This window comes from Acinetobacter sp. ANC 3929 (assembly GCF_000369405.1).
Taxonomy (GTDB): domain Bacteria; phylum Pseudomonadota; class Gammaproteobacteria; order Pseudomonadales; family Moraxellaceae; genus Acinetobacter.
The window spans coordinates 575,858-588,192 of the sequence record NZ_KB849998.1 but is presented as its reverse complement, the minus strand read 5'-3'; the positions used below and the strand labels follow the sequence as shown (position 1 = coordinate 588,192).

Genomic DNA, 12,335 nt, shown 5'->3' with positions numbered 1-12,335 from the left:
CATGGCCACCTTCAAGCAAGCACTGATTGAAAAAGTCATTGGGCATAAATATGCGATTGATGCCAAACGGCTCGGTGATGATGCATTGCTTGCTTGGAGTAATTTAGGTTTTTGGCAAGATCAGCATCATGATTATCCACAGGCCTGTCGAAGTCTGGCGGATCAGATTGCACGATCAACTCAACTTCAAGCAACCGATCGTGTCTTAGATCTCGGCTGTGGACAAGGCGCAAGCCTATTACACTGGTTGACGCATTATCAAATTCAACAGCTCAGTGCAGTTGAGCTACAAGCTGATTGCGTCAAACGAATTCAAAAACAATTGCCGCAAGTGCAAATTCATTGTGAATCTTTTTTGAATTTAAAAGCCCTGCAACTTTTAAATTCATTTGATGTGGTGCTGTGTATAGATGCCGCCTATCACAGTCATTTGAATTCATTTCTTGATTCGGCATCTACCGTTTTGAATTCAAAAGGTCGAATTGCTTTTCACACACTGATGTGGTCAGAGAATTGGCAGAATTGTACTTATCTACAAAAACAGAAATATCACTACTTATTAAAAAGTGCAGATGTGAACTGGCAACACTTGATGGGTCAGCAGCAGCTTGCACAGAGTTTGGTGCAGCATGGTTTTAGTGACATTGAAATTCAGGATTTTTCTGAACCTGTATTGAATGGTTTTGCTGAATATATCGAAACACGAAAAATTGAAAAAACAGTTTTTGATCTGGCCCAATTCAAAATAAACATGACTGCCAAGTTGTGCCGAAAACTCTACCAAGATGGATTAGTGCGTTATATTCAAATCAGTGCAGTAAAAAAGTGAGAACAAAATGCCAAATGAATATAAAGGTTCATGCCTGTGTGGGGCCGTGAGCTATCAGGCGGAAGTTACGCCACGTTATCGTTTTAATTGTCATTGTCGTGACTGTCAGAAAGCTACAGGCAGCGCCTATGCGCCGATTGCCTTCTTTCATCAATCTGAATTGAAAATTGAAGGTGAGCTGAAATATTTTGAATCTTTGGGATTATCTGGCAAGCCGATCCGCCGTGCATTTTGCCCCAACTGTGGTTCGCAAATGTTTGGTTTACCAGAACTGGTACCTGAGATGATTTCAATACGTGCAGGAACCTTGGATGATCCAAATCTGTATCAACCGCAAGCAGAATGTTTTGTGAGTCATGCAAATGAATGGGATTTATTAAATCCGAATATTTCGCATTTTGAAAAAATGATGGGGAAGAAACGAGAGTAAAGCGAGAAATGGTGCCGGCACACGGATTCGAACTGTGGACCTACTGATTACAAGTCAGTTGCTCTACCAACTGAGCTATGCCGGCAACGTGGCGAGAATTCTACAGAATCTGCTTAAAAAAACAAGCGAAAAAATGAGCAATCAGATAAATTTAATTGAATCTTCGAATTTTCGCCAATTTTGACTTATGTATTGAGTGCATAAACAAAGGAATCAACGATTTCGCCTGTGCTTAAATGTGCTTTAACGGGCACACGTTGATAGCCTGCACCTTCGAATTCATCCAGTGCTTGCCAGTGCTGTTCTAGGTTATCTGAGAAAAAGACAAAGCCAGAGACTCGATTTTCGCTTTGATCCAGCACAATGCCTGGAAAGCCCAGTTCAGCTCCCCAACCTTGTTGTTTGAGTGTGCCAAATACATGTGCGTCTGCCCATGTACCGCCAATATTTTCCATGATATGGGCGTTGGGACGGTTTGGCCCTAAAGTACCGTAAACAAATAAACTGAGCATAGTGAAAGGTAGAAAGTAAAAGAAATAGGGTAGCAGAGATAACTCAAGATTTTCCAATAGAAACGCAACTGATCGCCTAAAATTGTGTGTGCTTAAATTTTATGCAATAACTTGAGTGATATGGGCTCAAAAGGATGGTGTCGACATGTTCGTTAAAGATAAAGTTGCTGTGATCTTTGGTGGTAGTGGTGCAATTGGTGGAGCAATTGCAGCTGTTTTAGCACGAGAAGGCGCTCATGTTTGTCTGGGTGCGCGTAATCAAAATAAGTTAGATCTGGTGAGAGAGAAGATACATAATGCTGAGGGGAGTGTTGATACGTTTATTGTTGATGTCTTTGATGACGTGCAGATGAATCAACAAATCATTAATTTAGCAGAAAAAACAGGTGGTATTGATATTGTGATCAATGCGACGGGCTTTATACATGACCAAGGTAAAGTCATTGAAGAATTGAATCTAAATGAATTTTTGTTGGGGGTCACCCCCTTTCTTAGCGCACAATTTAATCTATGTAAAGCAGTGCTTCCCTTTATGGGAGGGCATGATCGTGCAGGAGTCATCATTAGTGTTGTTGCGCCTGCAGCTTCAATGGCTGTGCCTGGACATTTGGGTCACATTGTCGGATGCGCTGCTATAGAGGCCTTTGTCAAAGCGTTGGCAAGTGAACTTGGACCTAAGAATATTCGGGCTGTTTGTATAAGATCACATGCAATTTCTGATGCAATTCAGGCGGGTTCATATACTCGTGAGGTATTTACTGCAAAAGCCCAAGCAATGGGACTCACAGTGGAACAGTGGTTAGAAGGAGCTACGCAAAGTACGATGTTAAAGAGATTACCAACACTTGAGCAAGTTGCAGAAATGGCTGCATTTTTAGCATCTGATCAAGCTGGAGCAATGACAGCAACAGTAGTGAATATGACGGGTGGCGCAACAATTAGCTAATCGAAAATGCTGTTTGCTGAGATGTGAATATCGTTATTTGTTTAATTGATTATTTTAATGAAAGATTTGGGTGCGAAGAAACATTATTTTCTTAAAATAAAAAAGCCTAAACCCTTCGATTTAAGCTTTCTCATTTCATGCAATCACATGAATAAAAATTCTGGCGAGAGAGGGAATTAACTTTTAAACTTAAGAATATGATAATTAATGAAAATTAAATTTCGTGTTTTGTATTTTACCCCCAGTTATACCCCCAACTGCATGAGGGTAGGCGAAGTCGAACTACATGGGTAAAGTCTTTGAATTAATAGTGATGTAGACTGAAAACTTATGTTGTCCTTAATAGTATATCAATTTCTATTCTATCTAAATACAACCATTATACGTTGAAAGCTTCCTGTTTGATTAGCTGTTCACTACGACTAATGCCCAACCGATTTGCAATGCTTGGCCATTTTTTTACCGCCAATAATACTTCATCATAAATCTGAGTCGCTTCCTCTTGAGATAAACGGAAAAAATCAATCACTTCAAATGCCAAGCTGTAATCAAGTGCATTAGCTGTATCTGTAATATTAAGGTGTAAACCTCGGTTACCTACAATAGGGTTAAGATCATATGCAGGTGATAACCTCCATCCTTTATCAGTTAATAAAAAGCCATGATTTCTTAAATGGTCATCTGTATTTGATATTGCAATATTAAAGATGATCCTGCGCCATAGTTGAGCTAGATCTTTTTTTGTTTGTGATCCGTTATTGGTTAGAAACTCGGCTATTTCAAGATAACTGGCCCCCTCTGAATGTTCACCATCGTAGTACCCTAGTTGAGTCATTGCTGATGAGAAATGGATTCGTTCAGTTCCTTGGCGGTCAAATCGTTTAGTGAGAAAAGTATGATGTTCTGAAGAGAATCGGCGTATTTCACTTGGAAACATTTCTACTCCAGCTAATCGAGCCAATTCATAACAGACTAACTCCCAAGCTCCTACATCGAATGTATCTTTCTGATTAGGAAATTTGGCGATCCAGAGATGTCCATGCTCACCGGTCACACAAGCCTTAGGTCTAGCGCCACCTAAAGAAGAACCTGGGGAAATTAATAATTTAAGCCACTGATAATATTCTTCACTGTCAATGTTCTCATCTTTTTCTATTTGGATTGCGGCATATTCTAGTTCACGTAATGAAGTCATTGGAGGAGCTGCAAACTCGTCATTGTCATCTAAGAAATTATCAGACTCTGCTGTTTTAAAACGAATTCCTCCCATGCGAAAAGAATCATGCACGCCCAGTAAATAGTCCAATTCCGTGAGTCTGGCACTTGAGCGTAAACCTTTGTGATGTTCTATTGCCGCACGGCGTTGCATCAGAATTCGTCCCCAACGGTCAGGGGATGAGTCTAAGAATATACGGAAATTCTTATCTGGAAGGTCGTTATAAAGTTCACCACGATGGAGTGTTAAGAATGGATCAAGTTGAAGACGATATTCTGACGTCAAGAATGAGTTATCATAAGCAAAACTAAATACACCGCCACGACTTGTCTCAGCAAACATTAATTGCCCTGTAAGTAATGGTGAATCAATAGGTAACCAAGAAGCATAAACATCTACTATATTTCGGGTCATTTTGAACCTTCTAATAATTTAATATTTTGCAGTTTAATTCCCACTTCGTCATGGGCTGCTAATTTGGCAAAATTATCTTCCATACCTAACACTCCCATTACCTTGATATATGTACCGATTGCCACGCTGGGATCTCCAGCAAAAACTTTATTTATTGTTTTATTATCAAATCCAGTACGGTCGCAGATCATTTGTTTAGTCCAACCACGACGCTTCATAGCGAGTAATAGATCTTCCCCAAAAGTGGTCAATGCCTTACGCTGTTTGGGGAACAAAATTTTATATAGATCTCTTTTCGGCATAAATCCTCCTAAACTAGGACTATATTCCTATATTTTGTATATATATGGGAATATATTCCCAGTTTTGTTGTGAGTCAACTGTTAATCTAGGGTAGCTTGTACTAATTCTGGTACTCTTATTTGAGTATAAATAGGGTTGTCGTCCTTGGATTTTATTGTGATAGTTTTTATGTACGATCATTTCATGACAAAGGTAGAGACAAAGCATGTTTGAGACCATTGATGATTTAAACGCTAAATTGGATCAGTATCGACCTCTTTCGCCTGCAATCGTCAAAAATCTCCATGAAGATTTAATCCTACGCTGGACTTACCATTCCAATGCGATTGAGGGTAATACTTTAACCCTATTGGAGACCAAAGTTGTTCTAGAGGGTATTGCTGTAGGAGGTAAAGCATTAAAAGAGCATTTTGAAGTTATCAATCATTGTGATTCAATCTTGTATATCGAAGATATTAGAAAAAAACAAGAATCCTTTTCAGAGTGTCAAATTCGGAACATCCATCAATTGATCATGAAAAATATTGAAGATGAGAATGCTGGGCAATATCGCCAGCAGAACGTATTAATTTCAGGTGCTACAACCAATCTGCCAGAATACAATTTGCTTAATCACAAAATGGCTCAGTTTATAGATTGGTATAACACTAAAGCTCATACATTGCATTCAGTTGAGCGAGCAGCCAAAGTCCATGCAGATTTCGTTGGTATCCATCCTTTTGTTGATGGGAATGGCCAAACATCTCGGTTACTGATGAATCTGGAACTATTAAAAGCTGGCTATCCACCTAGTGTAATTACTGTAGAAAATCGCTTGGCCTACTATGAGGCTCTAGATCAATGGACGGCTTATGGTAAGACAGAACCATTCATCAATTTGATTGGTGGGGTTGTACTGGATGGATTTAAGCCTTATCAGATAGTTTTGGGGATCTAAATAATTCTATCCCCATTACATGACTCAGTACTTAAAATTATCGATACCCTCGACTAGATCAGACGAATTTAACGCATATATTTTAAGCCTTGTTAGTCCAAGTTCTTTCTCAAATTTTGTTTTAATTTTCTGCGCTTCTTCTTGAGATAAGAGGGGGATTATTTCAAGATTAAGATCGGATTGATTCTTTATAAAGGTGATATACGCTGAATTATCAGGAGACTTTCCCTTGGGAGATTCTAGGCAGCCAACTTATAAAAGTCTTCGGCCATTTGATTTGGTGTCTTAAAACCCAAACCCTTTTGAATTCTTCGATGATTATAAAATAACTCAATGTATTTTATAATATCTGCTTTGGCTTCTTCTCTAGTTTGATAGTTGTAATGATGAACTAACTCATTTTTCAATATTCCCCAAAAGCTTTCAATCGGTGCATTATCGTAACAGTCTCCGCGCTTGCTCATTGAACCTTGAAAACCATATTGCTCAAGTATATTTCGATATTCATGGCTGCAATATTGACTTCCTCTGTCTGAATGCACAATCAGTTCTTTGGTTGGTTTTTGATTGTGAATAGCCATATTTAGCGCATTACAAACAAGCTGTGTTGTCATGCGCTCATTTAAGCTATAGCCAACCACTTGCTTCGTGTAAAGGTCTTTTACCGCTGCTAAATACAGCCATCCTTCAACAGTCCATATGTACGTAATATCACTTGACCATGCTTGATTTGGTCTAGTCATTGAGAATTGTTGCTCCAGCAGGTTTTCATAGATCGCTCGATTATGGTCACTATTCGTAGTCCTTTTAAAACGCTTGTGTCGCTTACAATACAGGTGGTTCAGCGCTTTTATCTGACGTACAGCGTACATACTCATTTTTATACCCTGAGCTTGTAAGTATTTGGTTAATCGAATATAACCATAGCTCTGCCTTGTCTCCTCATGGGCTATTTTCACCAATATCGTCTGTTGATTTCGTTGAATCGTTCTTTTGCTCACGCCTCTCTTGAGCCAATCATAAAAACATGAAACTGAAACATGAAGTAATCGAGCCATTAAGGTAATTGGAAAAGAATATCTTTTTTGTTTCATATAGGCGTACCTTACTGACTTTCTTTGGCAAAGTACGCTGCTGCCTTTTTTAAAAATTCACGTTCCATTTCAGCTATTTTGAGCTGTTGTTTGAGTTTTTTATTTTCTTCGAGTAGAGCGTTTAGATCAGGTGAATACTGTTTTGTACCTGCTAAAGTTCCAGCCTTTGCTTTGGTATTCCAATTTGAAAGAGTTTGCATTGAAATGCTAAGTTGTCTAGCTGTTTCCGAGACATTGCCTTGATTGGCTTCAATTAATTTGATGGCTTCAGCTTTAAATTCTGTGGTGTAAGTCTTGTGTTTCTTGCTCATGGTAAACTCCTGATGAGTGTGTTTAGTTTACCAAGTTAAAACCTCCTGTTTTTTCAGCACACATCAAGGACTCATATTCGGCCAACTTACAATTTGCATTGATTGAGGTACGTATAAGATAGTTTACCAAGTCGTCTCTACTTTTATTTTTTACATTTTCTTCTTGCTTAATGATTTTGCGTAGAGAGGAAACATCGTGTTCTAGGTTTCTGATTTTATCTTCTTTATATTGTAATTCTGTTTTTAGATTTTCAATTTCTTTCTTATGCTCCTGCTGATTAGTATAATGCTTATTTGTTATATATTCTAAACAATCAACTGTGTCTTTTAAATTATTATCCTTAGAAATTTTATCGAATTGTGAAAGAGTTTTCTTGCTGATATGGATTTGAAGTTTAATACGATCCTCTTCTTTATTCTTGTTTTGAAACTTAAATGCTCTGAATTTCCGTTTTAAAAGTGAAAAAGTACTTTCATCTAAGGCCATACCAGAACCTAACTTTTCATGAAATGGAATTAGTACAGGCAAATGGAATTGCTTCGAAGGTTCAACTTCATCAAATAATTCAGGAATAATAAATCGCTTATTGTCTTTGGTAAATGTAACTTTTAAAGCTCCACTCTTTTCTACTTCTTGCTTAATAAACTCTTTTTTAAGAATAAATTCCTTCTCTAGCCAGGCTTGAAGACTCATGCTTTTTTTTGACACTTTCGACCCTATTTGAGGAGTTTGCAATACCTTTAATTATTACCATTAAATAAACGTTATTCAAATAATTTTAAATATTAAATAAACGTTAAGTAAAATATTTAATCACCAATTTGTGCCTATCTTGAGAATATGGTACGGTAAGTGAAAAGCCTATGATGAAAATCTAATATAAATATGAAGAAAATAATATCTGTGCTTCAACTAAGTGAAGAAGAGAAGAAATTAATATTATTTTTAGAACTTTTTGGACAGAGGCTTAAAAATATCTCTGCGTATGAATTGTGGGTGATGAAACAGTTGATCTGTCAATTTGGGATAGATTCTGTTTCTTTGCCATTAGAGAAGTTGGCAAAGCAAATTGGGGTTCAACATAAAAAACTAAGGGAAGTACTTGCCGAATTAGAAAGGGTTGAATTGATTGAGTTGAGTTTTCCTGGACAAAGAGAACGGGCAAGAGTACGCCATATAAAATTAGTCATTCAAACTTTGAATTCAGATTTTAATGATCCAAATAGTTTGGATGAACAGCTTACAACTACATATAAAAAAATGCAGCGTTATTTCCCTCTATTCCAGTTTATTAAGATTTTGTTCACAAATACCTCAGAGATTAAAGTTACGAATAAGGCTGAAATTGCACAACAGAATAATTTTTTTGATTTTAGAAGCTGCTTGGTTCTATTTGCACTACTCAGTAAAAGTGATGCTTTTGGCTTTGTTTTTGACTGTGGAATGCCAGAGATAATGTTATGCACTGGGTTGACCAATAGGGCAGTTTCTAGAGCCATTAAGCAATTAAAAGAAGTAGGGATGATACGTAGCCAAGCGAATGGAGCAATTGGAAATAGTTTTATCCAACTGGAAGCGCCTGTATATGCATTGAACCTTTCACATGCTTTTTGGGGAGAGGGTGCAATTTATGGGAACTTCTATATTCTTAAATATCCTGAACCACATGTATTTGAAGTACAGAAGATCGCTTCCTTATTTAACTTATTTCAAGAAGCCAGTCTGAAAAAGGAGAATATTGATCACAGCAAAACCATAAATATTCTTAAAAAAGAGAATTCCTATTTATTGAAGGATCCACTGTGTTGGATGAATTCAGAGCATGAGAGAAGAGTATTTCAAGATGTTCAGAATTTTGAAGTCTCTCAATTATTCCAATTTTACACTGAACTTGATGAGCTGCCGATCCGAGATAAGGTCTTAAAGGGATTAAAAATAGATGGGAAACATGATGTGTTTTGTGAGAATAATAAGGAGCAAGTCCATATTCAAGAAAATAACAAAGGGCAAAAGGGTGATGCGGCAAGATTCACTCCACATGGACGGAATGATAGGTTTGGACTATTGCAATGCGTACTTGAGCAATGGTGTGCCCGAATTTATAGTCAGGATAGATTGCTTCGTGAGGGCTTAATGGCTCAGAATCGATCTGAGATTCGTGAAGATCATATAACAAGATTAGATGTTAGAGCTTATCTTGAGCCATATGAGTTAGATGAGAAGGCTATTCAATTAAAATTTAATAATGTTCTTACGACACAGGATCAAAAAGATCAGATCACTGCAAAGCCATTTGATTTAGGGCGAGAGAGAACAAAGTGGATGCAGATGTCACGAGCTCGTATTTCACAATTTTTAATGAAAGTCATGGACTTGATTGCCTATAATCAAATTTCATTTCTCTCTAAATTTCTTGAATATCGTTCAAAAGAAGAATCCGAGAAAAAAGAAGAGTTTCTTGATTATCAGGTATCACATCGTATTCCACTAGAAAATTTATCTTTTCGCATTATGCCTCGCTCATTGGGGCAAACAGGAAGCACTTGTTTTTTTATAATGGATCGGACAGCAACCGCCAATCAATATTTTGTTGGTTACTTGGAAATATGCCCCTTACGAAATGATTTCCCTATGCTAGATGAAATTTCAAAATTATCTCCAACCTTAGAGCAGTTGAAAGAATTCGGACTTCTGCCTGTCTCTTGTATGGCAGAAACAGAAGCTCATGCTGTGCCAAGCGAAGATCGTTTTGATGATGAAAAGTTAGCGCATAGCTACTCAGATTTACTCTCAACTTTAGCTTCAAAATAAGTCAAACAGATTAAGGGTAGCCTTGCCCAAATTATTTCACCTGTAGGCTTAACCTTGCATAAAATGAGTTAAGCTTAGTGGGTATTAAATATTATCTATTAGAATCAGAAGAATATAACCAATTCTCAAATGGAAGATGAGTGATGTGTGCTGAAAAAACAGGAGGTTTTAACTTGGTAAACTAAACACACTCATCAGGAGTTTACCATGAGCAAGAAACACAAGACTTACACCACAGAATTTAAAGCTGAAGCCATCAAATTAATTGAAGCCAATCAAGGCAATGTCTCGGAAACAGCTAGACAACTTAGCATTTCAATGCAAACTCTTTCAAATTGGAATACCAAAGCAAAGGCTGGAACTTTAGCAGGTACAAAACAGTATTCACCTGATCTAAACGCTCTACTCGAAGAAAATAAAAAACTCAAACAACAGCTCAAAATAGCTGAAATGGAACGTGAATTTTTAAAAAAGGCAGCAGCGTACTTTGCCAAAGAAAGTCAGTAAGGTACGCCTATATGAAACAAAAAAGATATTCTTTTCCAATTACCTTAATGGCTCGATTACTTCATGTTTCAGTTTCATGTTTTTATGATTGGCTCAAGAGAGGCGTGAGCAAAAGAACGATTCAACGAAATCAACAGACGATATTGGTGAAAATAGCCCATGAGGAGACAAGGCAGAGCTATGGTTATATTCGATTAACCAAATACTTACAAGCTCAGGGTATAAAAATGAGTATGTACGCTGTACGTCAGATAAAAGCGCTGAACCACCTGTATTGTAAGCGACACAAGCGTTTTAAAAGGACTACGAATAGTGACCATAATCGAGCGATCTATGAAAACCTGCTGGAGCAACAATTCTCAATGACTAGACCAAATCAAGCATGGTCAAGTGATATTACGTACATATGGACTGTTGAAGGATGGCTGTATTTAGCAGCGGTAAAAGACCTTTACACGAAGCAAGTGGTTGGCTATAGCTTAAATGAGCGCATGACAACACAGCTTGTTTGTAATGCGCTAAATATGGCTATTCACAATCAAAAACCAACCAAAGAACTGATTGTGCATTCAGACAGAGGAAGTCAATATTGCAGCCATGAATATCGAAATATACTTGAGCAATATGGTTTTCAAGGTTCAATGAGCAAGCGCGGAGACTGTTACGATAATGCACCGATTGAAAGCTTTTGGGGAATATTGAAAAATGAGTTAGTTCATCATTACAACTATCAAACTAGAGAAGAAGCCAAAGCAGATATTATAAAATACATTGAGTTATTTTATAATCATCGAAGAATTCAAAAGGGTTTGGGTTTTAAGACACCAAATCAAATGGCCGAAGACTTTTATAAGTTGGCTGCCTAGAATCTCCCAAGGGAAAGTCTCCTGATAATTCAGCGTATATCAGAGGATGTTATTTGGCAGGTGTCAATTACATACACCTGCTCGATATAAAAAAATACATCAGTTGCCATCACTATGAATCTATCTTAGTGAGTCAACTCCATGTTTAATTCAGTCAATGAACCTGCAATCTTATTACGTATAGAGAAGCTTATTCATACCCTTATTCATCGTGGATATAGGGATGAAACGTTAGTCATAGAACTAGTAGAGATTATTGAATCATTCAGATTGTGTTACCGAGAAGAATATTACTACAGTCCTTTGATACGAGATTTTATTAAGGTTTGGACTCTGATTGATGTTCTATGTACAGAGATGCAGAGTATTAATTTTTATTATGTAATTTCAAAAAACCTTAAAGATATACGTGCTGCACTCATCTGTAACTATCATTTATCGGTACAGGAAATTCAGGACTATAGTCGTCAAGAAGTAAAGAATACGGAGTCATTACGAGAATACCTTAGTAATCTGTTTAATCACTATGCGCGTCTTTTAGTGGTAAGGGTTGACCTTAAATATGATAAGGATATTCGTGATCAGATTTCATTTGAGTTATTTTCTCAGCACATGGAGGTATTACGTAATCGTATTTCAAATAAGGATGGTTGTTTTAAGGGGATAGAGGGGTTTGCTTGGGCACTGGAACAGGGGGCTGATTTGGGTGGTTATCACTGTCATCTACTATTACTGTATCAAGGGGCGGATCATCAAAATGGATTTCGACTTGGCAAAATGGTTGAGGCAAAATGGCAAGAGATCACTCGAGGAGAGACTAAATCACAAGATAACACTCAAGAAATAGGTAAGGCATTCGTTATAAATAATTATCAGTATTTGAAGAGGTTTGAAGCGAATAACACTATAGGAGTTGGTATGGTGTATAGAGATGATCCTCACTCAGTTCATTGTGCAATTGCAACAGCTTTGTATTTAACCAGACCTGAAAAGTTAGATCAGTATCTCAGAGTTAAACTCAGTGAAAGCCAAAAAACATTCGGAACAGGGCAGTACAGAACTCGTTATCGTCGAGGACTAAAGTAGGAAAGCTAATCTAAGCAATTAAAAAAATACGCCAAACACATTCCTATGCAATTAAATCGCATAGGAGTTTTT

At 37.3% G+C, this 12,335-nt stretch carries 12 protein-coding genes and 1 tRNA gene; 7 read left to right on the top strand and 6 right to left on the bottom strand.

What is annotated here, in order from left to right:
- The first annotated feature begins 1 nt into the window (after window position 1).
- Complete coding sequence (locus F909_RS13525; protein WP_005147556.1) at window positions 2-829, top strand: SAM-dependent methyltransferase; 828 nt, start codon at window positions 2-4, stop codon at window positions 827-829.
- A 7-nt stretch (window positions 830-836) separates the two neighbouring features.
- Window positions 837-1,259 carry a GFA family protein gene (locus tag F909_RS13530; protein WP_005147555.1) on the top strand — a complete coding sequence of 141 codons (423 nt, stop codon included), beginning with the start codon at window positions 837-839 and terminating at the stop codon, window positions 1,257-1,259.
- Window positions 1,260-1,268: 9 nt separating this feature from the next.
- Here the strand turns inward: F909_RS13530 and F909_RS13535 are convergent.
- A tRNA-Thr gene (locus F909_RS13535) sits at window positions 1,269-1,344 on the bottom strand.
- A 100-nt stretch (window positions 1,345-1,444) separates the two neighbouring features.
- The gene (locus F909_RS13540) at window positions 1,445-1,771 is read right to left on the bottom strand and encodes a gamma-glutamylcyclotransferase family protein (protein WP_005147552.1); all 327 of its coding nucleotides are present in this window, start codon (window positions 1,769-1,771) and stop codon (window positions 1,445-1,447) included.
- 145 nt (window positions 1,772-1,916) lie between these two features.
- Between F909_RS13540 and F909_RS13545 the strand changes: the two genes are divergently transcribed.
- Window positions 1,917-2,717 (top strand): SDR family NAD(P)-dependent oxidoreductase, encoded by an 801-nt coding sequence (locus tag F909_RS13545; RefSeq protein WP_005147550.1) that lies wholly within the window; start codon window positions 1,917-1,919, stop codon window positions 2,715-2,717.
- Window positions 2,718-3,096: 379 nt separating this feature from the next.
- Here the strand turns inward: F909_RS13545 and F909_RS13550 are convergent, their stop codons facing one another.
- Both F909_RS13550 and F909_RS13555 read right to left on the bottom strand, forming a co-directional pair.
- Window positions 3,097-4,347 (bottom strand): type II toxin-antitoxin system HipA family toxin, encoded by a 1,251-nt coding sequence (locus tag F909_RS13550; RefSeq protein WP_005147548.1) that lies wholly within the window; start codon window positions 4,345-4,347, stop codon window positions 3,097-3,099.
- Window positions 4,344-4,649, bottom strand: a complete 306-nt coding sequence (locus F909_RS13555; RefSeq protein ID WP_001126068.1) for a hypothetical protein — start codon at window positions 4,647-4,649, stop codon at window positions 4,344-4,346. Before F909_RS13555 ends, F909_RS13550 begins: the two co-directional genes overlap by 4 nt.
- Before the next feature lie 206 nt (window positions 4,650-4,855).
- Between F909_RS13555 and F909_RS13560 the strand changes: the two genes are divergently transcribed.
- Complete coding sequence (locus tag F909_RS13560; RefSeq protein WP_005147546.1) at window positions 4,856-5,587, top strand: Fic family protein; 732 nt, start codon at window positions 4,856-4,858, stop codon at window positions 5,585-5,587.
- 239 nt (window positions 5,588-5,826) lie between these two features.
- Here the strand turns inward: F909_RS13560 and F909_RS13565 are convergent.
- Window positions 5,827-6,992, bottom strand: a protein-coding gene (locus tag F909_RS13565; protein WP_085940844.1) for an IS3-like element ISAba22 family transposase whose coding sequence is annotated in 2 segments (ribosomal slippage) — window positions 5,827-6,734 and window positions 6,734-6,992 — 1,167 coding nt in all. Because the reading frame shifts where the segments join, the coding sequence is not laid out codon by codon here.
- A 22-nt stretch (window positions 6,993-7,014) separates the two neighbouring features.
- Window positions 7,015-7,701 carry a hypothetical protein gene (locus F909_RS13575; RefSeq protein ID WP_157407579.1) on the bottom strand — a complete coding sequence of 229 codons (687 nt, stop codon included), beginning with the start codon at window positions 7,699-7,701 and terminating at the stop codon, window positions 7,015-7,017.
- Window positions 7,702-7,878: 177 nt separating this feature from the next.
- On the opposite strand from F909_RS13575, the gene F909_RS13580 reads away from it, so the two are divergent.
- From F909_RS13580 to F909_RS13595, 3 genes are all read left to right on the top strand, one after another.
- The gene (locus tag F909_RS13580) at window positions 7,879-9,804 is read left to right on the top strand and encodes a hypothetical protein (RefSeq protein ID WP_005147542.1); all 1,926 of its coding nucleotides are present in this window, start codon (window positions 7,879-7,881) and stop codon (window positions 9,802-9,804) included.
- Between the two features lie 207 nt (window positions 9,805-10,011).
- Window positions 10,012-11,177 (top strand): IS3-like element ISAba22 family transposase gene (locus tag F909_RS13590; RefSeq protein WP_085940844.1). Its coding sequence is split into 2 segments (ribosomal slippage): window positions 10,012-10,270 and window positions 10,270-11,177, totalling 1,167 coding nucleotides; the frame shifts between segments, so codons are not numbered across the junction.
- 141 nt (window positions 11,178-11,318) lie between these two features.
- Window positions 11,319-12,263, top strand: a complete 945-nt coding sequence (locus tag F909_RS13595; protein ID WP_005147540.1) for a YagK/YfjJ domain-containing protein — start codon at window positions 11,319-11,321, stop codon at window positions 12,261-12,263.
- Window positions 12,264-12,335: the final 72 nt, after the last annotated feature.